Source organism: Spirosoma sp., from assembly GCF_048594605.1.
In the GTDB taxonomy this organism is placed as follows: Bacteria; Bacteroidota; Bacteroidia; order Cytophagales; family Spirosomataceae; genus Spirosoma.
The window spans coordinates 1-21,656 of the sequence record NZ_JBMDWV010000134.1 but is presented as its reverse complement, the minus strand read 5'-3'; the positions used below and the strand labels follow the sequence as shown (position 1 = coordinate 21,656).

Sequence of the window (21,656 nt, the reverse complement as noted above, 5' to 3'; positions counted from 1 at the left end):
AACAACGGTTGAACGCCCTAACAGATAACGCGCTCATGCTGCAGGTAAAGGCAGGCAACATGGATACGATGGGATTGCTCTTCGAGCGGTATCATCGGCCTCTGTTTGGCTTCCTGTTCCATATGACCAACCAGCGCGAGGCCAGCGAAGATATGCTGCAAACGGTGTTCTATCGGATGCTGAAGTATCGGCACACGTTTACCGGCGACGGCGAGTTCAGAAGCTGGATGTACCATCTGGCCCGGAACGTAGTGGTCGATTACAGTAAGCAGAACAAGCGGTCGGCGCAGCAGTATGATCTGGCCGACGTAGCCGAAAAAATTGGTGGAGGCCCAGCCGCCGACGAACGATTTCAGAAAGAACAGGATCTGGATACGTTGCACAAAGCGATGAGCAAACTGAGCCCTGACAATCGTGAAGTGCTGGTACTGAGCCGCTTTCAGGAATTGAAATATGAAGAAATTGCGCGGGTGCTCAACACAACTGAGGGAGCGATAAAAGTACGGGTCCACCGCGCAATGAACGAGTTGAAAAAGATTTTTTTGACGATTGAGAATGGCAACACAACCTATAAACTGTGAACAGGCAAACGAACGGATAACCGACTGGCTCAGCAACCAGTTGCCCGACGCCGAACGTAGCGTGCTGGAAGCCCATCTGAAAACGTGTCCGACCTGCGAATCGGAAGCGAATTCGACACGGCAGCTTTGGCAGCTCATGGGAAATGTACCAGTGCCTGAGCCGAACGACACAGCGCGGGTTCGATTTCAGGCTATGCTTGATACGTATAAAGATACCGTTACCGCCGAGCAGGAAAGCGCAGTCGATACCCTACTGGCAAAACTTCGGCAGCTCTGGGCGCCTAAATACGCTTTTCAAGTAGCTTACAGTTTTGCCTTATTGGCTGTTGGCGTAGCGGCTGGTTATTGGTTTCAACCGTCCCGTACACCTACGGTAGCGTATCAGCAGCAAATTGATACGTTGTCGACGCAGATGCAGGAAATGCGCCAGATGATGATGCTCTCGTTGCTGGAAAATCCGGCGGCTTCCGAACGGCTTCGCGCGGTGAGTTATACCGACGAAATCAATCAGGTCGACGATAAGGTGGTTGACGCCCTATTGACAACCCTCAACAACGATGCAAACGTAAATGTCCGGCTTGTTACGCTGGAAGCGCTGGCAAAACTGGCTGATAATCCGAATGTCCGGGAAGGGTTGGTTCAGTCGATTACGCAGCAGGAATCGCCGTTGGTGCAGTCGGCACTGGCCGACGTGATGGTGAAATTGCAGGAAAAACGCTCCATCAAACCCCTGCGGCAATTGCTGCGCGATGATAACCTGAACCACCTGGTCAAAGGCAAAATCGAACAAAGTATCCGCGAGTTATCCTGAAGCCCGTGAATACATAAACCCTAAAAATCAAACCAATCTTATGAACCCTATTCTAATCCCCGTACTGGCGGGGCTGGTACTTTCCTGTGCCCAAACGCCGGCAACTGCTCAGGAATTTAAAGAGCATGTTCGCAAAGAATTTACCGTATCAAACGCCCAACGTAGCGTGCTGGCCATTTACAATATCAACGGCTCTATTAAGGTCGAAGGGTACGCGGGCGACAAGGTTGTGCTAGAAATCGACAAATTGATTACCGCTAAAAACAACCAGGATCTCGAAACGGGCAAGAAAGAATTCCAGATGCAACTCGAACAGAAAGGCGACAGTATTCTCGCTTACATCGCCGAACCGTTTGATTCGCGGCCAAACCGGAACCGCAACCGCGAACGGAATGAGCGCATTAACTATGATTTTAACCTCGACTATGTTGTGAAAGTACCGAATCAGATGAATCTGGCAGTATCGACGATTAACCACGGTAACGTAACGGTGACGAACGTAGCAGGAAATCTGAAAGTACGGAACATCAACGGAGCCATAGCGCTGAACAACGTAAAAGGGACGACAGACGCGCATACCATCAACGGAAATGTTGATGTCGATTACGTAGCGAACCCGCCCGAAAACTCGTCGTACTACACCCTCAACGGCAACATCAACGTAACGTATCCAAACAATCTGTCGGCGGATATGCAGTTCAAGACGTTTCAGGGGAGCTTTTACACGGACTTTCCAAACGCCGAAGCATTGCCGGTGAAGGCTACCAAAACGGAACAGAAAACAGACAGCGGTACGACGTACAAAATCAACAAAAACACGGCTATCCGAATCGGAAAAGGCGGCAAGACATTCAAGTTTGAAACCTTCAACGGAAACATTTACATTAAAAAACAATCCTGATGAAAACGAATAAATTCTCCATTGGATTTCTGTTAATAAACTTACTCATAGTCAGCTCTTTATTTGCGCAGAATGAAGTAAAAGAGCAGTTAGTGGTACCGCTCAGCGATCCGGGAAGACCCGGTACGTTACGTGCCAATCTGATCAATGGTTCTATTAACGTAACGGGCTACAGCGGCAAAGATGTTATTATCGACATCGTTACGACGGCCAATCCACGCCAGCGAAAAGAAGGCGAAGACAAGAGCACGAACGGCATGAAACGAATCAACACGGGTACGCCAATGGACGTTACCGCCCGCGAAAAGAGCAATACAGTCAATATTGAATCGAATTCGATGAATCAGCCCGTCAATCTGACCATTAAAGTACCGCAGCAATTTTCGCTACGTATTGGTACGGTCAATCATGGGCAGATCACCGTCAGTAACGTATCAGGCGAGCTTGAAGTAAACAACGTAAACGGGTCGATTGAGTTGAGCAACGTTGCGGGTTCGGCGGTTGCCAATACGGTGAACGGGGGCGTCATTGCTACGTTCAAAAGTGTAAGCGCCGATACACCAATGGCCTTTTCAACCCTCAACGGCAATGTCGACGTAACGTTTCCGGCATCGGCCAAAATGAATTTAAAAGTCAAATCGGATCGGGGCGATATTTTCACTGATTTTGATATGGACGTTGATAAAAGCCCGTCGAAGGTCAACAAGAGTAATCAGAACGGTATGTATCGGGTCAGTATCGACGATTGGGTTCAGGGCAAAGTGAATGGGGGCGGCCGCGAGATCATGATGAAAAATATGAACGGCAATATCTACGTTCGCAAGGCAAAGTAGAGACCGAACCTGCTTAAACTTTCCAAAACCTTCATCATAGAGATGAGTATTTGTCATTCCGACCAAAGGGAGGAATCTCAAGCTCATCTATTGGGAAGTTGAGATTCCTCCCTCTGGTCGGAATGACAAAACCAGACCAATTTTTCACCCTGAGAAAATTTTAAACAGGCTCGCCATTTAAACAATTCACGCACACTTCGCAATGCTACGTATCATCGTCACTTGTTTTACCGTCCTGATTTCCGCCGTTACGTTCGGGCAGACAAGGTCCTCCGCGCCAGATCCGGAAGCAGCTATTCAGCAACTCGGCACGAACTTTCTTCAGGAAAAAGCGCACGCCGGGTTGTCGATTGGCATCGTCCGCAACGGGAAAACAGCTTTCTATAGCTTTGGTACTGTAGAGAAAGGAAAAAACGTAATGCCTACGCAGAATACAATCTACGAAATTGGCTCGATTACCAAAACGTTCGGGAGTCTACTATTGGCAAAGGCTGTTCTGGAAAATCGGGTTCGACTGGACGATGATATCCGAAAATACCTCGACGGCGATTACCCGAATCTGGCTTACGACGGAAAACCCATCCGGCTGGTCAATCTGACCAACTGGTCGTCTGAACTACCGGATAATTTTCCCGATCAGCCGGATCGGTTTAAGCAGATTCCTCCCGATTCTGTTGCTTTTCAGATAGTGAAGGAGTTGAGCCGCTATACGAAAGCGGATTTTTTCAACGATCTGCACGCCGTTACGCTGAAAGCGGCTCCGGGGCAGAATCTGCGCCACTCCAACGTAGCAGCTCAACTGCTGTCGTATATTCTGGAGAACGTTTACCAGATGCCTTTTGACGAGTTGGTTAGAACCCGAATTGAGCAGCCGCTTCAGATGCGTAACGGATTTGCCCCGGCCACCCCATCCGATCAGTTCGCCATCGGTAATAATGAACGTAGCGTACCGATGCCCGCTTTTACCGCGAAAGCCATGCAGGCAGCCGGTGGTCTTCGTTACAGTGCCGCCGATCTGCTGAAATACGCAGCGTATCAGCTAAACGAAACTGATAAGGCGGTGGCATTGAGTCATCAGCTTACCTGGGGCGATGTAAACAGTCTGGCGTTGGGCCTCAACTGGTTTCTGCATAAAACTATCGACAGCAAACGGCAATTGGAACACTCGGGCGGTACGTTTGGCTTCGCGAGTTACTGCGATCTGTATCCCGATCAGAACGTTGGCCTCATCCTGCTGGCAAATGGCGTAGGCCCGTCAACGCAAGGACAGCTTGGCGAACTGTCGAAAAAGATTCTGGAGGTGTATTATGGCGAACCGGCCGCCTTAACAGCGCTTCATAACGAACTAAAGAAACGGGGTTATGCGCAGGCAATCAACGTAGTGAAAGACGTTCGGACGAAACACCCCGAGCTTCATCTGGACGAAAATTATGTAAACACCTGGGGCTATACGCTTGTCGGGCAGAACAAATTACAGGACGCGCTCGAAATTTTCAAACTGAACGTTAGTCTGTATCCCAATGCCTGGAATGCGTACGATAGCCTCGGCGAGCACTATGAGCACATGGGAAACCGGAAGCTCGCCATCGAAAACTACAAGCGATCCTTAGCCCTGAATCCACAAAACAGTAACGCCATTGATTTCCTGAAAAAGGTTGGTGAGACAGCTGGCCATTGACAACAAAAGGCGCAGCGACCGGATACGTAATGAGCCGCATTCGTAAGAAAGCAACCTGTTTACGTCAAACGGCATCTTCTAGTTATCTGACTTAAAATTCCTCTAAACCAGCTCAATCGCCATGAAAGCCTGGCTTATCTCCGTTCTTTCAACCTCCATTGCCGTTTTGTTTTCGACGGAACTTGTTTACCCGAAGCGCACTACGTCCGCCATCACTACATTTCCTCCGGAAAAGGCCTCGACGGATAATCCGTTGCAAAAACCGGTTGACTTCGTGGTTGAACAGGCCGCTCAGCAATTCATGGCAGCGCCCCAAACCGTAGGGCTTTCAATCGGAATTTTTAAAGATGGGCAAACGTACGTGTATAACTACGGTACAGTTGAAAAGGACAGCCAGCAACTCCCAACCGGCCAGACCATTTATCCAATCGCTTCCATCAGCAAGACGTTTACGGGCGCTTTGCTGGCACAGGCCGTCTTAGAAAAAAAGGTAAAGCTGGGCGATGATATCCGGCAGTATCTACCTGGCGATTTCCCAAACCTGACGTATCAGGGGCAACCCATTCGCCTTTTTCACCTGATCAATCATCGGTCGGGTCTGCCGTTTATGCTACCCGATCGGCCGGATGCTTTTTCCGATACATCGATACCATCGTCGGCTATTGCTACGGAGCTTTTGCAAAACTACACTCAGCAGGATTTTTACGCCGACTTACGTAACGTTAGGCTCGATAACGCGCCAGGCTATACGTTCCGGTACTCGAATGCGGGGGCTCAGTTACTTGGTTACATTCTGGAACGTGTGTACAAAACGCCGTTCGAGGATTTGGTACAACAGAAACTAACGCAGGCGCTAGACATGAATCAGACAAAAATTACCCTGTCGACTTCGGAGCAGGCGCGGTTTGCACCAGGCTATAACTGTAATGGTATTCAGATGCCGCCGATTCCGGATCAGCTTCAGGGGGCTGCGGCTCTGAAATCAACCGTAACGGATATGCTGAAATACGTCCAGTGGAACGTAGCGGAACAGGCCGAAGCCGCTAGACTGGCTCACCGATCAACCTGGGGCGACTCAAATCGATATTCGGCGGGGCTGAACTGGCAGATGCTGAACGTAGCGGGCTACCGAGCCATCTGGCAGGACGGTAATATTCCCGGTTTCAGCAGCCTCTGTGTCAACTATCCCGAACTCAACATGGGCATCGTGATTCTGTCCAATGAATGCGACCGTTCGACCGCTTCCCGCGTGGCAACTCTGGCGAATCAGATCGCGAAAACTCTCGACGAGCGCGCCGTTACGTTGCCCAACTAAGCTTATCTTTTTACCAGCGGATTCGTCTGTCCGCAAGTGAACGCGCTACGTCCGGTTTCGGACGTAGCGCGTTCTTTTCTCCCCTGTAATCAATTGTATATCAATAATTTATAAGCAATGGTATAATATTTGAGCGGGTTAGCTATACCGAGTATATATTGCCATACAGCGCCCCTTAATCCATGCTCAACAGCTACCTCAAAACCGCTATACGAAATCTCTGGAAACACAAGCTGTTTTCGTTTATCAACGTATTTGGTCTGGCGTCGGGTATGCTGGTATGCTCACTGGTCATAATTGGTATAAAAGGCACTTTCGAGTATGATTCATTTCATCCATACCCCAACCGCACGTATCGTATCCTGACCGACGTGATAGCTCGTGATAACGATGTTCAACGTTTTGCAACGTCGCCATTACCGTTAGCCAACGCGTTGAAAACGCAATATTCATTCGTGGAACAGGCAACGCGGGTGATACGAACCTACGGCGAAGCCAAGGCAAACGGGAAACAGTTGCCGGTTGTATCAAGCACGGTTGATCCCGATTTTTTTCGGCTTTTCGGCTTTCGTCTGACCAAAGGCCAACCCGCCATTGCCCCGCACACGGTAGTACTGACCCAGAAGACCGCCGAACGCTTTTTCGGCACAGCCAATCCGATTGGCAAACGTATTGAGGAGTCGAAACTGGGGGCTTTAACCGTAGTTGGCCTTCTGGCCGAACCACCTGCCAAAACGCATCTGCGTTTCGATATGCTGGTAGCGATGGCAACCGCATCGGGTAGTTCTCAAATCAACTGGAAGCAGTATAGCCAGGGCTACACCTACGTAGTGCTGAAGCCGGGTACAACCGCCGAAACGCTGGGGAATGCGTTGTCGGCACTGGCGGAACGGGCCACCAAAGATGTTCGGTTCGCTCATGAAAAAGGCTACACGTTACGTAGCCAGTCGCTGGCGCAACTCGCACCTGCCCGCGAGGAACTACAAATGGGTACGCCTGAACCTACAATCGGTAAAATGATCGGCGAAATGAGTGTTGGACTCCTGACACTGCTGCTGGCGGTCTTCAACTACATCAACCTAACGCTGGCACGTTCGCTGAGCCGCGCCCGCGAGGTTGGTATTCGCAAAGTATCAGGTGCCCTGCGCTGGCAACTCATGGGTCAGTTCATGGCAGAATCCGTGATCCTGTCGTTGCTGGGGCTCAGTCTGGCCTATGGCATGCTTCAACTGGTAAAACCCATGCCGTTTGTGCAACAGTGGCTTATTGGGGGTATAGAATGGGAACAGGATATACGCGTGTGGGCCGTATTCGTTACGTTCAGTATTGTCACCGGGATTCTGGCTGGTTTGCTACCTGCCCGAATTTTATCGGGATTTGAACCCGCTCAAGTACTTCGGAGCCAGACCGGAGTTCGCGTATTTCGGGGTGTCACACTGCGGAAGTCGCTGATCGTCGCTCAATTTTCGCTCTCTCTATTTGCCATGATTGTGCTGTTTGGCCTGGAGCGGCAGCAGCATTACATGGGAACAACCGATTACGGTTTTCAGCGCGAAAACATTCTGACAATTCCGCTGAATGGCCTACCTGCCCATCGGTTGGCCGCCGACTTCAATCGGCTGGCGGGTGTAGAGAACGTAGCCGCTACCGCAGCGCTGTTTGGCGATCGTGGTGCTGATTTACGGATGGTTTATCGGCAAAAAACCGGCAGCGATTCGGCCACTGCGAATGTATTTGCAGCGGATGCGAATTTGCTACCGACGGTTGGTCTAACCTTGCTGGCAGGCCACAATATTCCGGCGTCGGTGTCTGATTCGGCGTCACGGCTGGTGCTCATCAACGAAGAAGCTGTACGAGCCTTTCATCTGGGCGAACCAGGTGTGGCTGTTGGCCAGACCCTGTGGCTGAACGACAGCACCGACGTGCAGATAGCGGGCGTAGTGAAAGACTTTCGGTTTGCTACGCTGGCCTGGAAAATTCAGCCACTTGTGCTACGTTATCAGCCTGCCGATTTCCGGTATCTGACGGTGAAAGTGGCCTCGACAAACCCCGAAGCAGTAAAAGCCGCTATGGCTGGTGTCTGGGAAAAGTTTAATCCCTACGAACCTTTTGCTGGCGTTTGGTACGACGATTTTCTTCACGACCGTCATAGCGCCAGCGACGATATTTCGTTTATGGGCCTTTTGCTCGGCCTCGCCCTCTCGATTGCCTGTCTGGGTCTACTGGGAATGGTTACGTACACCACGCAGCTACGTACCAAAGAAGTCGGTATCCGAAAGGTGATGGGCGCCCGTGTTGATCAGCTAATCTGGCTCCTGTCGTGGGATTTTTTGAAACTGTTGCTCATTGCTGGTGCTATTGCCTCGCCACTGGGTTATCTGGCTACGAGTTTCTTTCTGATGACGTTTGCGTATCACATTACGGTGGGTATCGGCATGTTGAGCCTTTGTTTTGGCACTATGCTGCTGCTGGGCGGGCTAACCATAGGCTGGCGAACGTACCGAACGGCTTTAACTAACCCAACCGATAGCCTGCGATCAGAATAATAGATTCCACGACTCAACTGCTATCTCAGCTCCATCTCCGCAAATTATAACCGTTAACCACTATGTCATACATCGCCATCCCCATTTCCTCGATGCCCGGAAAACAGGACATCGAAATCGACGTAACCATCAATGGTCAGAAACAGGCATTGCATTACCGCGTAGAGCTGTTCTATTGGGGCGATTGCCATGTACCAACGTTCGATCGGGTGGAATGCATCCGACAGATGCTCGCCGGTTACGATCAGGACTGGACACTTTATTACATCGGTTCGCCAACCGATGATTTTGTCCCCATTACGTTTGTCAAGAAAGAAGACCTTGCCAAACAACGAACGTTGCTAATGAGCCGATAGCTCCCTCCAATTTCTTGTAGTTCCTTTCTCTTTCACCGCAAAGAACGTAGCGAATGCTCCATTCTTTGCGGTTATTTTTTTCTCTTCTCCCTAAACCTGTTTAAACTTCCTAAAATAGACGTCATACAGATGGGTATTTGTCATTCCGACCGTAGGGAGGAATCTCAATTTTCCAATAGACGAGCTTGAGATTCCTCCCTACGGTCGGAATGACAAAACCAGACCAAATTTTTGTCCCGAGAGAAAAGTTTAGACAGGTTTCCAAAAACAATCAACAGGTTTTAACGGCTACGATTCTTTCACACTGTCCGTAATAATTCTATACGCTATATATAAGAAAATTATATATTTGCTTTTCATAATAAGAAATCTATTTCCTGACTAGAAACGTGTAATAAATCAATAGGCTATGTTTCGGAATCACATTAAAATATCCCTGCGCAATCTCTGGCGTAATCGTAAGGTAAGCGCGATCAGTATTATCGGGTTGTCTGTTGGTTTGGCCTGCGGTCTTGTCATTTTTCTGTTAGTAACCTACTTGTTCAGTTTTGACCGCTACCATACGAAGGCCGACCGGACGTACTGGATCGTTACCGATATCCGACAGGACAACGTAATTCCTACTGATGCCACGCCCCGGCCACTGGGCGATATACTACGTCGCAATTTTCCTTTTGTTGAACATGTCGTTCGGCTTGAGAATATGTTCGGACGAGTCATGAGCGTACCGGATGGCAAAGGAGGCTATGCAAAGAAGTTTGAGGAATCGCGTAATCTGTGCTTTACCGAACCGCAATTCTTTGATGTGTTCGACACCGAATGGATCAGTGGCAATCCGAAAACGGCGCTGGTCGCTCCAAACACCGTCGTTCTTTCGGAGCGGTACGCCGAGAAGTATTTCGGCTCGGATAATCCCGTCGGCAAAACGTTACGCTTTGATAACCAGACGGATTTAACCGTAACGGGACTGGTGAAAGATTTACCCTCGAATACCAAACTGCGTTACGATGTTTTTATCTCCTATGCAACCATTCCCGCGCTGCTGGGTAATCAGGGAAAGCAGGCCATGCAAAATTGGGAGGGCGTTTCAACGTTATGCTTTGCCACCCTGCGTCAGGGCGTATCCGTTGATCGGCTGGTCAGTTCCCTCAACACAATTCGGCAGAAATATTTAACGACTCAGGAAGCCAGAAAACTTACTTTTCACGCCCTTACCCTCGACAATCTGAACCACAATCCGCAATACGGTGGTCGGGCGCCACGGCCGATTCTGTACGCCTTGATTGTGGTGGGTCTGTTTCTGGTTATGGCGGCCTGTATAAACTTCATCTATCTGGCGACTGCATATGCCCTGAAACGGTCGAAAGAAGTGGGTGTCAGAAAAGTTGTTGGGAGTTCGCGCGGACAGTTGATTCGCCAGTTTATGACAGAAACGGCACTTGTTACGTTTGCTGCGGTTTTTCTGTCACTGCTATTGGCGCAGCTGGCGTTGCCTTTGCTGAATCAGGCGCTGGCTGTGCTCCATGCAGATCTATCCATCCTCAATGTATTCAAGCCTAATGCCTTGCTGTGGTTCGTCGGATTGATTGCGGGCGTCGTTTTACTAGCCGGGTTTTATCCATCGCTGGTGATGGCACGCTTCAATCCCGTAGCGGCTCTGCGGGCGGGCTATGGTCAATTAACCGCTAAACAGGTAGGCAGCGTATCAGTACGTCGTGGATTGGTAGTCATTCAGTTTTTCATTACCCAGTTGTTCATTATTGGGGTTATTGTGATGATGGCTCAGGTACGGCACATGCAAAAAACCAACCTGGGTTTTCAGAAAGAAGCGATTCTGATGATTCCTGTGCCAGCGAATAATTCGTTGAAACAGGACGTAGTACGCAATCAATTACAACAAATAGCAGGCGTCGAGCAGGTTGCTCTTTGTGCCGAACCGCCCGCTTCGCACCGGCGTATTCCGGTTCCTTTCAGGTATGATACGCATACAGAAACCGAGAAATTTCCGACTGCGGTAAAAGTTGGCGACAAAAATTACGTATCGCTATTCGGTATAAAACTGGTAGCCGGTCGGAATTTTCTCAACAACGACACTACCAATAGTGAAGCCCTCGTCAACGTAACGATGGTGAAGCAACTGGGGCTTCGCGCTCCGACCGATGTACTGGGCAAACAACTCAACATTTGGGGTGGTACCAAAACGATTGTTGGTGTAGTCAATGATTTTCACATTAGTGAATTGCGCGAAGCGATTCCCCCAACCACCATACTGAATTATTATTCTGAGAACCACATGGCCGCGCTGAAACTTAACCCGGCGAACCTGACGGCAACCGTAAAATCAGTTGAAACGAATTGGAACGCACTCTTTCCAGAGCACGTCTTCAAAGCCGACTTTGTGGATGATCTGCTAAATCAATTCTACCTGACTGAACGAATTTTACTGGGTCTGGCGGAAGTTTTTTCACTGATCGCCATTCTGATCGGTTGCCTGGGGCTCTACGGACTGGTCGCGTTTATTGCCGAAGCGAAAACCAAGGAAATTGGTGTTCGGAAAATCCTCGGCGCGAGTGTAAACGAGCTTATGTGGTTGTTTGGCCGGGAATTCAGTCGGCTGCTGGTTATTGGCTTTTTATTGGCTGCCCCCGTTGGCTGGTTTCTGATGAATGGCTGGCTGCGCGGCTACGTCTATCACATTTCGTTTGGCTGGTGGGTATTTGCCGTTACGTTGCTGACTACCGTAGCGATCACCCTCCTGACCGTTGGCTACGAATCCATGAAAGCCGCCCTGATGAATCCGGCTAAAGCGCTCAAAACTGAATAATGGTGAGTTGCTGAACACTTCCTGACCTAAAGCTTCTCCTATACCCTGCTCGTTACGTTGAAAACTCCGTTATGAAAACTGTCCTGATTCATGGGTGCGTTTTGCTTTGCCTGCTTGCGCAACAGGCATGGGCTCAGTCTGGGCTGAGGGGCGATTACTACGTCGGAACGAATTTTGAACAGAAAGCCTTCTCCCGAATTGACCCGGCGATTAATTTCAACTGGGACAGACGTAGTCCGGGGGAAGGGCTTTCTCGCTCCTATTATTCGATACGCTGGACGGGTAAGCTGCTGGCTCCCGCTACGGGAGAGTACACATTTTTCGCTAAAGTGAATGACGGTATCCGGGTCTGGGTTGGCAACAAAAGGGTACTGGATTCCTGGCAACTGAATTCATACAAGCACTATACCGGCAGCGTCGTACTGAAAGAAGGACACTATTACGACTTACGTGTCGATTACTTTAATGCCATCGAGTGGGGAGAAATTATCCTATTCTGGAAACAGCCCCTGAAAAAGCAATCCGCCTGGAATCCGTTCGCAGATAGTGGCGAGCCAATTACAGATGAGTTTTTTTTTCAGAAAGCTCCGCCAAGTAACGTAGCGTTAAAACCAGTCAAAATACCCGTTACTAAACTGCCGGTAGTTGCTACTGTTCCAGCGACTCCTAAACCTGCCCTCCCCCAAAAACCGAAACTCGCCAAAACGAAACCAATCATTAAGCCAGCGCTCCCGAAAAAAATGCCGGTTACCGATACGTTAGCGGCAACCTTCACGCCCATCCATGAACGTAGCGCCGAACCAGAACCGGCGCTTTCTTCCGGCACTACGTTCATTTTACACAACGTTCAGTTCGAGCAAAGCAGTTACGTATTGCTGTCCGAAGCATCGACAGAATTGACTAAACTGGTTCAGGCGATGAAAGCAAATCCGCAGTGGTACGTTCATATTACCGGTCACACGGATAACGTCGGCGATCCCCGGCTGAACCTGACTTTATCGGAGCACCGCGCGCGGGTCGTTGCTACGTTCCTGAAAAGACAGGGGATACTCGATGAACGTATTACGACGGAGGGTTTTGGTGGTAACCGTCCAATTGCTAATAACAAAACCGAAGGCGAACGTAGCAAAAACCGTCGGGTCGAGATAACTATCCGCTAATTGCTCCCGCGAGCTTTTCTGTCCATCCCTGAACGCGCTACGTCCATTACCGGACAAATCATTCCACCAGCTTCCCAACTTAAAGCCTTAACCTTCAAACCTTTATAATCATTGGCATAATACTTGAACCGTTCATCATGGAAAACAACAACCCACATGCAACCTTCCTAACCCGGGTTGCATCTTTAGAACATAAACCAAATGAACCACATGAAACGGAATCAATTCTTCCTGACTTTATTGGGCGTAGCCACCTTTTCGCTGACAGCTTTTGCCAACAAGCCGAACGACGACAACAAACCGTATCTGGTCAAAACCTTCTCGGGAAACATCAATGCCGTGCGGGCCGAAACATCGGGCGGTAGCCTGAGCATTGAAGGTGGTACCGACATGAACGCCAAAGTGGAGATGTACGTACGGGGCAACAACGGAAACGGTAATCTCGACAAAGAAGAAATCGAAGAACGTCTCAAAGATTACGACATTTCCATCGCCCAGGAAGGCAGTACTATCGTGGCTACGGCCAAACGCCGGAACAACGACCGCGACAATTGGAAACGCTCGCTAAGCATTGCCTTCAAATTCTACACCCCTCGCAAAGTGACCACTGATCTGCGTACGTCGGGCGGTAGTATTCATCTGGCGTCGCTGACAGGCGAACAAAAATTCCGTACGAGTGGCGGCAGTCTGCACGTGAGCGACATTCAGGGTAATATCAATGGACAGACGTCGGGTGGTAGCATTCATCTTGACCGTTGCCAGGCTGGAGCTTCCGGAGAGCTTGACCTGCAAACGTCGGGTGGTTCGATTGAAGCCAAATCGTCGTCGGGTAAAATGCGGCTGCACACGTCGGGCGGCTCAATCCGGTTGGCGGATTTGAAGGGCAATGTCGACGCACAAACCAGTGGTGGCAGCGTTCACGGCGAAGATATTGCCGGCGACATTAAAGCCGGTACGTCGGGCGGCTCAATTCGGCTGGCCAACGTAGCGGGTAGCATTGATGCCAGCACCAGCGCCGGTGGTATCGACCTGAGTCTGACACAACTCGGGCAGTACGTTCGGCTGAGCACCAGTGCCGGAAGCATCAACGTAAAAATGCCGCTCGACAAAGGGCTGACGCTGAACCTGAGCGGCAACCGCATCAAAATTCCGCTCAACAATTTTAGCGGTAGCACCGACAAGGACCGTATCAAAGGCACGTTGAACGGCGGTGGAATTCCTGTTACGCTCTCGGCCAGCAGCGGCAGCGTAAATGTGAATCAATAGCCTATTCGCGTTAACGAACAGGTCTTGATCGCATCGTATTTATTCTGAATACATTCACTACTTGATAATAGCGTAATTTTGAGGCCCGCCTGAACACTTGGCGGGCCTCTCTATTTATGAAGAATTCATTTTTTAATCGCCGACTTCTGATCAACGTCGTTCTAACGCTGATTGGTTGTTCGCTGCTCCTGTATTGCATTAAAGTGGCGATTGCCGCTCATTTACCTTTTTTGGTAGCCACGATACTAGCCACAGCACTGGGATTTCTGGAACCACGCAAAGGCTGGTTTCTGGCCATAGTACAGGCCACTACGATCTGGATCGTCTATACGTTTTTTCTCGACCATCCAACAAATAATGTCGATGGTGAGCTGGAGAATTTCAGCCTCTACGGTTCCATGATTTTAACCTTTGTGGGCAGTTTTGTAGGTGGCGGTTTAAAGCGTCTTCTGGATCGGAGTGAGTCAGGTCACAGAAACCCATAGTAGAGTAATTCTGTTATATTTGGTAAAAAAGCGACTTATGGATTCTCTTGTTTTTCATATTGATGCGGATAAAGCTGGCACTAACCTTGTCGAGAGTATAAAAGCCTATTTCGGCAATCGCCGGATTCAGGTTATCGTTAAACCCGAGGAAACGGCCGCCGATGTGATTGCCCGCAATGAAGCCGCCGACCACGACTATGCGCTTCCTTACGACGACATTGCACGTATTGCCGATGCGCTAGAGCGCAATGAACCGATTGACGTTACGGCTGAAGTCAAGAAATTTGTGGCTACTAAATGAGAACAACGCGCATCCAGCCTGAAGCGCTTGAACATCTGTCAGAATGGGCGGCTTTTGAGCCAAAAACACTGAAACGTATTTTCCGAATCCTTGAAGAATGTTGCCGAACACCTTTTGAGGGCATTGGTAAACCGGAACCACTCAAGGCCAACAAAGCAGGGCTATGGTCACGCCGGATTACTGACGAACACCGATTGCTATATGAAGTAACCGATACGGATATTATTGTTCACGCGCTCCGAGGGCACTATGATGATTAGATTGGTTTTGATAGGTTGTAAGCGACAAGTCTAATCAGCGATAGCCTTCCGTTCGCTACGTTCAAGACATTGTATTTCTTATCTTTACGTAGTAAACTCATTCCGCTACGTATCATGGACAGCTACATACGTAACGCCAACCGGCTAACCATTTTTCTGTACGTTGTTTTACTTCTTATCTCTGCAGCCGGAGCCATCTGGCTGCCTGATTCGGTAGCGATTCACTACAAGCTGGGCGGAAAACCTGATCGGTGGGGAAGTCCCGCTTCGTTGCTGGTTCTCCCGTTTATTGTTTTTTTCCTTCTCGGAATCATCTGGGCTACCGACAAAGCTCATCCCGATTTCATGAACTTTCCCGGTCCGCGAACACCCGGTAACGTAGCCAGACAGCTAAGAAATACTCATCTGATGAGTGCTACGGTACGTCCCTTTCTGACGCTGTTCTTTGTCGTTATTCAGGGGCAATCCATCTGGGCGAAATTCTATAACCAGGATCGGCTGATTGGCTGGTCAATACCGGTTATGCTTGTGCTGCTGTTTTTGCTCATCGGCTTTTTCGTCAGACGCTCTTACCAGCTGGTTCCACGCCAGTAACGTCGGTTTCTTCGTATCTTTGAGTTATGTTTCGCCTGACTCAAAAACCGCCGTTTGCCAATCTACTGCCTTCGTTCGAGGGAGATCTGTATTTCGATGAATCGCCTGAACACACCGCCCAGCGCATACTTTATGCTACGGATGCATCGGTCTATCAGGAAATGCCTATCGCCGTAGCGCTGCCCAAATCCGTTGCCGACATCAAGCGGCTGTTACGTTTCGCGCAGCAACACGGATTAGGGTTGATTCCACGAGCCGCCGGTACGTCGCTGGCCGGTCAGGTGGTTGGCAGCGGCATAGTCGTTGATATTTCGAAATACTTCGGGCAGATTCTGGACATCAACGTTGAGGAACATTGGGTACGCGTTCAGCCGGGCGTCATCCGCGACGACCTGAACGCGTTTCTGAAACCACACGGTTTGCTGTTCGGTCCTGAAACCTCAACGGCCAGTCGGGCGATGATTGGCGGTATGATCGGCAATAATTCCTGCGGACTGCATTCCATCGTCTGGGGTACGACCCGCGATCATCTTCTGGAAGTAAAAACCATTCTGAGCGATGGTGCCGAAGTGACGTTCGGACCACTCACACAAGAGCAATTCGAGGCCAAATGCCGGGGTGAGAACGTAGTGAGTCCACTGGAACAACGTCTCTACGTTCAATTCCGTGAGTGGCTCTCCAATCCTGAAATTCAGCAAAATATCCGCGAAGGTTATCCCAAACCTACCGTTAAGCGACGTAACACAGGCTATGCGCTGGATGCGTTGGCGGGATTTTTTGACTGGCGTGGGGCAGAGGGCATGGGGCAGAGGGATGAACCGGATGGAAACCCTATGCCATTCAACTTCGCACACCTCATTGCGGGTTCGGAAGGAACGCTTTGTTTCATTACGGAAGCGAAACTGAATCTGCTGCCATTGCCGCCGAAAGAAACAGCGCTGGTTTGCGCGCATTTTTCGACCATCCGGCAATCGCTCGAAGCCAATCTGGTGGCGTTGGCGCACAACTGTTCGGCCTCAGAGCTGGTGGATGATTACATTCTGCAACTGACCAAAACCAACATCGAGCAGCTAAAAAACCGGACATTCGTTGAGGGCGATCCGAAAGCGATTCTGATGGTTGAGTTTTTCGATGAGACGGCAGAGGGCGTTGGGCGAAGGGCGGAGGGGTTTGTTGAGGAGTTGAAGAGAAAAGGCTTAGGGTACGCGTATCCGATTCTGTTTGACGAAGACACGAAAAAACCTTGGGCGCTACGTAAGGCGGGCCTGAGCATCATGTACAATATTCCCGGCGACGAAAAACCGGCGAATGTGATTGAAGATACGGCTGTCGACGTACACGATCTGCCCGATTATATCGATGAACTGGACAAAATGGCCTGGGATAACCACGGCCTCAAACTGGAATATTCCGCCCATGCCGGAGCGGGCGAAATTCACGTACTGCCGCTGATCAACCTGAAATCGTCGGAGGGGCGTAGCAAATTCCGGAATCTGCTGATGGATACGGCGCAACTGGTCAAAAAATACGGCGGTGCGCTATCCGGTGAACATGGCGACGGGCGGCTACGGGGCGAATGCATCGCGTTTATGCTCGGGCCTGAAAATTACCAGCTTTGCAAGGACGTCAAAGCGCTTTGGGACCCGCACAACACATTCAATCCCGGCAAAGTCGTTGATACGCCACCGATGAACGAGTCACTACGTTCGGAGGCCGACGTAGCGATTCCGCAACCCAAAACCGTTTTTGATTTCTCGAAAGACGGTGGTTTGCTCGAACTGGCCGAAAAATGCTCCGGCTCGGGCGACTGTCGAAAAACCGAGATTTCGGGCGGAACGATGTGCCCGAGCTACATGGCTACCCGGCGCGAACGCGACACGACACGCGCACGGGCCAACATACTACGTCATTTCTACAGCAATCAGTCAGCACCGTCTGAACATGACTATGAGGCTGTTAAGGACGTACTGGACTTGTGTCTATCCTGCAAAGCCTGCAAAGCTGAATGCCCATCGAGCGTCGATATGGCCAAAATGAAAGCCGAGTTTACCCAGCAACGCTACCGCGAAAAAGGTGTTCCATTACGGGCAAAACTGGTTGGCAACTTTACTAAATTAATGTCGCTGGCAAGTATTGCTCCCTGGGCGTACAACGGTATTTATGGCTCTTCGGCACTACGTCAGCTAGCGAACCGAACGGTAGGCTTTCACCCCAAACGTAGTATGCCGGAGTTGGCAGGTACTACGTTGAGACAGTGGTTTAAGACGTATCGTTCACAAGTTTCGTCTTCGTCCACGCCGTCCGTTCTCCTGTTCTGCGATGAGTTTACGAATTACAACGACGTAGCAGTGGGTCAGAAAGCAGTTCAGTTACTGGACCGGCTCGGCTACGTAGTGACGATGCCGAAACACGTCGAAAGCGGCCGGACGTATCTATCGAAAGGGCTGGTCGATGAGGCAAAGAAGCTCGCGATACGTAACGTTACGTTGCTGAAAGACCTCGTCACCGACGACACACCGCTGGTTGGTCTGGAGCCGTCGGCCATTCTGACGTTCCGCGACGAATACCCGGATCTGGTTCCGGCCGAGCTAAAAGCTGATGCGCTACGTATCGCCAAAAACGTATTTCTGTTTGAAGAGTGGCTCGCCCGCGAAGCCGATGCCGGGCGTATCGACCGGAGTTTATTCACGACAGAAGCGCAATTGGTAAAAGTCCACGGACATTGTCATCAGAAAGCGCTCTCGTCAATGATTCCGGTCAAGAAAATCCTATCGTTGCCAACGCATTATACCGTACAGCTTATTCCGTCGGGGTGCTGCGGCATGGCAGGTTCGTTTGGCTACGAAGAAGAGCATTACGACCTCTCGATGCAGATTGGGGAATTGGTATTGTTTCCGGCGGTACGTAACGCCGAAGACGCCATTATTTCGGCCGCCGGAACGAGTTGCCGCCATCAGATCAAAGATGGAACAGGCCGAAAAGCGCAACACCCCGCCGAGATTCTGTTCGATGCTTTAGTTTGAATTTCCTCCAGACAGGATTTGTGGGATAAACAGGGTTTGTTGTTACGCTTCAATCCCGTTTATCCCGCAAATCCTGTCGGAAAAACCTTTTCGTCTGTCGGTGGTTTTCCTTATACCTTAAACAAGTACAACGATCATGGAAAACAACGCAAATCTTTCCGATGGAGCCAGACAGGCCGACAACGTCTCCAGCGAACATGCCGAAACGATGTTCGGTGCCGACCAGGCCGAAACCAACATGGTGAAGTTGGTGGATGGCAAATTAGTTTCTACTGGCAATACCGAATCCGATGTTTCTGATGATATGCCCCGCATCCGCGTGGGTAGCGACGAAGAGCGGGCTCTGGATGGCGACCCTAAAAAGAAATACGAAAATTCTGAATCGGCTTTGCGGGCAGGTAACGAGTTTGCTCCGGAAGCCATGCCCAATGACCCGATTGCCGTAGGCGACATCACTGGTAATCCGGATGCGGGTTCTACCGTAAATACGGGGCTGCCTTCTGAGGATGAATCAGATGAGCAAACCGATAAAACTCCAACCAATACGTTTAGTGGCTGGAATATCATTGGCAGCGGTTATCCATCGTCCGACCATCCAGTCGGGGACCATCCAGTCCGGGACATGATTCCGCCAACGCCCGGTACGCCCGATCCAAACCAACCGATTCCGGGTGTTCCGGGCATACCTGAAACGCCACCAACGCCCCCTAATCCCGGTCCCGAGATTCCAGACTTGCCGAGTACGCCGAAACCCGAAACGCCTGAAATTCCAGACATGCCCGAAACGCCTAAGCCAGCCGTGCCGGATATCCAGAACCAAACCGTTACGTTCACATCAGGCGGACCAGGAATTATTCCTACAAATGGCCCAAAGCCCGATGGCGACGTAGCCCCAACGCGGTACGAAAATCTGGATGAGGCCGCGAAAGCGGAGCCGGGTTCAGAGGAAGGTATGGAAGCTCAGCCCAACACGGGTGATTCGGCCCGTCCGTATGACGTAAACGCCAAAGATACCGCTGAAAATCAGCCCGGCGAACGTCCTGAAGAAGCGCAGGAAATGGAACAGCAGCCCCGCGCATCGCTGGACGAAAGTAGCGTTAAAGCACAGGATATGATCTCAGGTCCCGACCGCTCGGACCAGAAGTCAACCGAAGGCCTCGACCGGAAATACAACGATCCCGAAGCGGCCCGCGAAATGGCAAGTTAACTGGACGAATAACAGAACGACATTACGTAACGCGGTTGAAACAGTAGCTTTTCTGTTTCAACCGCGTTACGTTTTTTCTATTTTTAGCCTAAAATTCTGAACTCCATGAAAAAACTGATTATTCCCTGCCTGTTGTTCGGTACGTTGGCATTCACATTTCCCCCAAAATGGACATCGCTGTTCGATGGAAAAACCATAAAAGGATGGCACAGCTATCATAAGGATGGCGTTGTTGGCTGGTACGTCGAAGATGGCGCTCTGACACCCGACGGTACGGGTGGCGACCTGGTGACTGATAAAGACTACGAAAACTTCGAGCTGGAATTTGAATTCAAAATTCCGAAAGGCAGCAACAGCGGTGTTGTTTACAAAATCATCGAAAGCCCAGACCTTAAATCAACGTATATGTCGGGTCCAGAATATCAGGTAATCGACGACAAAGGATACCTCGATGCGCAGGGCAATCCGTACAAACTGAAAGACACGCAAATGACCGGCGCTAATTATGATATGATACCACCTTCGGATTTTTCGATTGCGAAAGCTCCCGGTGAGTGGAACAAGGGACGTATCGTGGTCAATAAAAGCCACGTAGAACACTTCCTGAACGGCAAAAAAGTCGTTGATTATCAATACGGTTCCGACGAGTGGAAAGCGATGGTTGCCAAAAGCAAATTCGCGAACTGGCCTTATGCTACTCCTCACGCGAAAGGTAAAATAGCCTTGCAAAACCACAGTCCGAAAGAGCGCGTCTGGTACCGAAACATCCAGATTCGGGAATTATAAACAGCTTACTATTATAAGAAAAGCCGCAGGTAGATAGGTACCTGCGGCTTTTTTATTGCCCATGTTTTACGAATAACTATAAGGCTATCAACTAATTATTTCTGCTAAGAGGGTTTTCGCATTGAAGCTCGTCTACTATCCGCTTATAGTCAACATTAACTACAAGATTACAAAATTTTATACTTATTACTACAAAAAACAACTATATCAAATATTGATTTATCTATATTTTACCAACATTTATTTTGATAATTTATATAAATATAGAATATTCTTTCAAATCAATTTAATAAACCTCTAATTTAGCGTTAGAGCGCTCAACAATACAGTAGAATCTATCGCTACTACGTTGTCCTGGCTTCTCGAAAGTCTCCATCTACTCGTTTTCTTAACCATTAATTAACAATGAGAGAAATTTTTACGCGATGCTGTCTGGCCGCCCTTCTGCTGCTTAGCGTGGTCGGCTTTGCGCAAGACAAAACACTAAAAGGTCGTGTAACCTCCCGGTCGGATGGTTCTGGTCTGCCGGGAGCAAACGTTCTGATCAAAGGCACTGACCGTGGTAGCACAACAAACGCTAACGGTGAGTTTACAATTAGCACTCCTCCGAATGCCGTACTGATCGTTTCGTTCATCGGTTTCAAATCGACTGAAGTCCCAGTTGGCACAAAGTCGTTCATCGAGTTATCGCTGGAAGAAGATGCGTCGAATCTGACCGAGATTGTGGTG

Annotated in this window: 19 protein-coding genes; all 19 read left to right on the top strand. The window is 49.8% G+C overall.

Going from position 1 to position 21,656, the window contains the following annotated elements:
- The first annotated feature begins 35 nt into the window (after window positions 1–35).
- A complete protein-coding gene (locus ACOJS8_RS08780; RefSeq protein WP_420148173.1) occupies window positions 36–581 on the top strand; it encodes an RNA polymerase sigma factor in 546 nt (181 codons plus the stop codon).
- The gene (locus tag ACOJS8_RS08775; RefSeq protein ID WP_420148164.1) at window positions 556–1,392 is read left to right on the top strand and encodes a HEAT repeat domain-containing protein; all 837 of its coding nucleotides are present in this window, start codon (window positions 556–558) and stop codon (window positions 1,390–1,392) included. Before ACOJS8_RS08780 ends, ACOJS8_RS08775 begins: the two co-directional genes overlap by 26 nt.
- Before the next feature lie 40 nt (window positions 1,393–1,432).
- Window positions 1,433–2,293 (top strand): DUF4097 family beta strand repeat-containing protein, encoded by an 861-nt coding sequence (locus ACOJS8_RS08770; RefSeq protein ID WP_420148163.1) that lies wholly within the window; start codon window positions 1,433–1,435, stop codon window positions 2,291–2,293.
- Window positions 2,293–3,126, top strand: coding sequence for a DUF4097 family beta strand repeat-containing protein (locus ACOJS8_RS08765; protein ID WP_420148162.1), 834 nt, complete (start codon window positions 2,293–2,295; stop codon window positions 3,124–3,126). The genes ACOJS8_RS08770 and ACOJS8_RS08765 overlap by 1 nt, the downstream gene beginning before the upstream one ends.
- A 202-nt stretch (window positions 3,127–3,328) precedes the next feature.
- Entirely contained in the window at window positions 3,329–4,804 is a 1,476-nt protein-coding gene (locus tag ACOJS8_RS08760; protein WP_420148161.1) for a serine hydrolase, read from the top strand.
- A 121-nt stretch (window positions 4,805–4,925) separates the two neighbouring features.
- On the top strand, window positions 4,926–6,119 hold the full coding sequence (locus ACOJS8_RS08755; RefSeq protein ID WP_420148160.1) for a serine hydrolase domain-containing protein: 1,194 nt from the start codon (window positions 4,926–4,928) through the stop codon (window positions 6,117–6,119).
- Between the two features lie 182 nt (window positions 6,120–6,301).
- The gene (locus ACOJS8_RS08750) at window positions 6,302–8,665 is read left to right on the top strand and encodes an ABC transporter permease (protein WP_420148159.1); all 2,364 of its coding nucleotides are present in this window, start codon (window positions 6,302–6,304) and stop codon (window positions 8,663–8,665) included.
- A 62-nt stretch (window positions 8,666–8,727) separates the two neighbouring features.
- Window positions 8,728–9,021 carry a hypothetical protein gene (locus ACOJS8_RS08745; protein ID WP_420148158.1) on the top strand — a complete coding sequence of 98 codons (294 nt, stop codon included), beginning with the start codon at window positions 8,728–8,730 and terminating at the stop codon, window positions 9,019–9,021.
- A 409-nt stretch (window positions 9,022–9,430) separates the two neighbouring features.
- Window positions 9,431–11,845 (top strand): ABC transporter permease, encoded by a 2,415-nt coding sequence (locus tag ACOJS8_RS08740; protein ID WP_420148157.1) that lies wholly within the window; start codon window positions 9,431–9,433, stop codon window positions 11,843–11,845.
- Window positions 11,846–11,916: 71 nt separating this feature from the next.
- Window positions 11,917–13,005, top strand: coding sequence for a PA14 domain-containing protein (locus ACOJS8_RS08735; RefSeq protein ID WP_420148156.1), 1,089 nt, complete (start codon window positions 11,917–11,919; stop codon window positions 13,003–13,005).
- Between the two features lie 210 nt (window positions 13,006–13,215).
- Complete coding sequence (locus ACOJS8_RS08730) at window positions 13,216–14,271, top strand: DUF4097 family beta strand repeat-containing protein (protein ID WP_420148155.1); 1,056 nt, start codon at window positions 13,216–13,218, stop codon at window positions 14,269–14,271.
- 116 nt (window positions 14,272–14,387) lie between these two features.
- Window positions 14,388–14,756: a hypothetical protein gene (locus tag ACOJS8_RS08725; RefSeq protein ID WP_420148154.1), complete on the top strand. Its 369-nt coding sequence runs from the start codon at window positions 14,388–14,390 to the stop codon at window positions 14,754–14,756.
- Between the two features lie 37 nt (window positions 14,757–14,793).
- Window positions 14,794–15,057: a hypothetical protein gene (locus ACOJS8_RS08720; RefSeq protein ID WP_420148153.1), complete on the top strand. Its 264-nt coding sequence runs from the start codon at window positions 14,794–14,796 to the stop codon at window positions 15,055–15,057.
- Window positions 15,054–15,317 carry a Txe/YoeB family addiction module toxin gene (locus tag ACOJS8_RS08715; RefSeq protein ID WP_420148152.1) on the top strand — a complete coding sequence of 88 codons (264 nt, stop codon included), beginning with the start codon at window positions 15,054–15,056 and terminating at the stop codon, window positions 15,315–15,317. The genes ACOJS8_RS08720 and ACOJS8_RS08715 overlap by 4 nt, the downstream gene beginning before the upstream one ends.
- Before the next feature lie 69 nt (window positions 15,318–15,386).
- Complete coding sequence (locus ACOJS8_RS08710) at window positions 15,387–15,911, top strand: DUF1648 domain-containing protein (protein WP_420148151.1); 525 nt, start codon at window positions 15,387–15,389, stop codon at window positions 15,909–15,911.
- Between the two features lie 26 nt (window positions 15,912–15,937).
- Window positions 15,938–18,934 (top strand): FAD-binding and (Fe-S)-binding domain-containing protein, encoded by a 2,997-nt coding sequence (locus ACOJS8_RS08705; RefSeq protein WP_420148150.1) that lies wholly within the window; start codon window positions 15,938–15,940, stop codon window positions 18,932–18,934.
- A 136-nt stretch (window positions 18,935–19,070) separates the two neighbouring features.
- A complete protein-coding gene (locus tag ACOJS8_RS08700) occupies window positions 19,071–20,141 on the top strand; it encodes a hypothetical protein (RefSeq protein ID WP_420148149.1) in 1,071 nt (356 codons plus the stop codon).
- Between the two features lie 105 nt (window positions 20,142–20,246).
- Window positions 20,247–20,927: a 3-keto-disaccharide hydrolase gene (locus tag ACOJS8_RS08695; RefSeq protein ID WP_420148148.1), complete on the top strand. Its 681-nt coding sequence runs from the start codon at window positions 20,247–20,249 to the stop codon at window positions 20,925–20,927.
- 405 nt (window positions 20,928–21,332) lie between these two features.
- Window positions 21,333–21,656, top strand: a 324-nt coding sequence (locus ACOJS8_RS08690; RefSeq protein WP_420148147.1) for a carboxypeptidase-like regulatory domain-containing protein, incomplete at its 3' end; no start/stop codon positions are given.

Bases quoted from the DNA above. Each gene is read 5' to 3' on its own strand.
- ACOJS8_RS08705 (WP_420148150.1), top strand. From the start codon at position 15,938: ATGTTTCGCCTGACTCAAAAACCGCCGTTTGCCAATCTACTGCCTTCG.
- ACOJS8_RS08750 (WP_420148159.1), top strand. From the start codon at position 6,302: ATGCTCAACAGCTACCTCAAAACCGCTATACGAAATCTCTGGAAACAC.
- ACOJS8_RS08745 (WP_420148158.1), top strand. From the start codon at position 8,728: ATGTCATACATCGCCATCCCCATTTCCTCGATGCCCGGAAAACAGGAC.
- ACOJS8_RS08735 (WP_420148156.1), top strand. From the start codon at position 11,917: ATGAAAACTGTCCTGATTCATGGGTGCGTTTTGCTTTGCCTGCTTGCG.
- ACOJS8_RS08740 (WP_420148157.1), top strand. From the start codon at position 9,431: ATGTTTCGGAATCACATTAAAATATCCCTGCGCAATCTCTGGCGTAAT.
- ACOJS8_RS08770 (WP_420148163.1), top strand. From the start codon at position 1,433: ATGAACCCTATTCTAATCCCCGTACTGGCGGGGCTGGTACTTTCCTGT.
- ACOJS8_RS08760 (WP_420148161.1), top strand. From the start codon at position 3,329: ATGCTACGTATCATCGTCACTTGTTTTACCGTCCTGATTTCCGCCGTT.
- ACOJS8_RS08725 (WP_420148154.1), top strand. From the start codon at position 14,388: ATGAAGAATTCATTTTTTAATCGCCGACTTCTGATCAACGTCGTTCTA.
- ACOJS8_RS08765 (WP_420148162.1), top strand. From the start codon at position 2,293: ATGAAAACGAATAAATTCTCCATTGGATTTCTGTTAATAAACTTACTC.
- ACOJS8_RS08720 (WP_420148153.1), top strand. From the start codon at position 14,794: ATGGATTCTCTTGTTTTTCATATTGATGCGGATAAAGCTGGCACTAAC.
- ACOJS8_RS08700 (WP_420148149.1), top strand. From the start codon at position 19,071: ATGGAAAACAACGCAAATCTTTCCGATGGAGCCAGACAGGCCGACAAC.
- ACOJS8_RS08755 (WP_420148160.1), top strand. From the start codon at position 4,926: ATGAAAGCCTGGCTTATCTCCGTTCTTTCAACCTCCATTGCCGTTTTG.
- ACOJS8_RS08775 (WP_420148164.1), top strand. From the start codon at position 556: ATGGCAACACAACCTATAAACTGTGAACAGGCAAACGAACGGATAACC.
- ACOJS8_RS08695 (WP_420148148.1), top strand. From the start codon at position 20,247: ATGAAAAAACTGATTATTCCCTGCCTGTTGTTCGGTACGTTGGCATTC.
- ACOJS8_RS08715 (WP_420148152.1), top strand. From the start codon at position 15,054: ATGAGAACAACGCGCATCCAGCCTGAAGCGCTTGAACATCTGTCAGAA.
- ACOJS8_RS08780 (WP_420148173.1), top strand. From the start codon at position 36: ATGCTGCAGGTAAAGGCAGGCAACATGGATACGATGGGATTGCTCTTC.
- ACOJS8_RS08730 (WP_420148155.1), top strand. From the start codon at position 13,216: ATGAAACGGAATCAATTCTTCCTGACTTTATTGGGCGTAGCCACCTTT.